Below are 910 nucleotides of genomic sequence, written 5' to 3'. Positions count from 1 at the left end.
ACAGAAGATTCTTTCATAAACTCAATGTTTTCTAAATAAAATACATCATTATCTCCATCGCCATTTGGTGTTACACCATTATAAATGATGACATTACTTGGTAAAACTTCAATTGTAACGGTTGCTGTACTACAATTGGGTGGGTTTATCGCAATTCCTGTTACTTGATCTACTTCACATATCGTATAAGTAATTGTGTAATTTCCTGATATTGTATTAGGCAATAATGTTAATACACCATTAGCGTCTATACTTAATGGGCCTGCCGTTACTGGGGTTACATTGGTATTAGTTCCTGTTACAATTACACCGTTCAAAGTATCGTTGGCGGTAACATTTCCTACTACGATTGCCACTGTGGTACTTGGTGTTTGTGGTTGATAAACATCATCTACAGCAACTATTAGTGTAGCATCGTTATCGGTAATGGTTACTGTGCCTGTTGGATTGGTATTGATGGTGTTGCCACTGGTTACCGTTCCGTTTACTGTAAATGTTTCTGCTGGTTCATCGATAGTGTCTTCTAAAATTGGTACCGTTACATTTACCGTAGTTTGTCCTGCTGGAATTGTAACTGTGGTAACTGTGGTGGTATAATCTGAGGTGCCGGCAGTGCCTGTAGCGGTCGTGATGTTAATCACCGTATCTACTGAACTTACAACATCGATACTTACAGGGATGGTTACTGTTCCTGCTCCTTCATTGATCGTTACATTTCCGATAGTTGCCACTGGTGTAGCATCGTTATCGGTAATGGTTACTGTGCCTGTTGGATTGGTATTGATGGTGTTGCCACTGGTTACCGTTCCGTTTACTGTAAATGTTTCTGCTGGTTCATCGATAGTGTCTTCTAAAATTGGTACCGTTACATTTACCGTAGTTTGTCCTGCTGGAATTGTAACTGTGGTAA

General features: G+C 39.7%; 1 protein-coding gene. It reads right to left on the bottom strand.

Features of this window, described 5'->3' with window-relative positions; all coding sequences use genetic code 11:
• On the bottom strand, positions 1 to 910 hold a 910-nt coding region (locus B0A57_RS03860; protein WP_317044331.1), incomplete at both ends, for a Calx-beta domain-containing protein.

Origin of the sequence: Flavobacterium psychrophilum DSM 3660 = ATCC 49418 (assembly GCF_002217405.1) — a bacterium.
GTDB classification, from domain to species: Bacteria; Bacteroidota; Bacteroidia; order Flavobacteriales; family Flavobacteriaceae; genus Flavobacterium; species Flavobacterium psychrophilum.
Note: the sequence above shows the minus strand (reverse complement) of the source record. Positions and strands in the feature narration are given on the sequence as shown.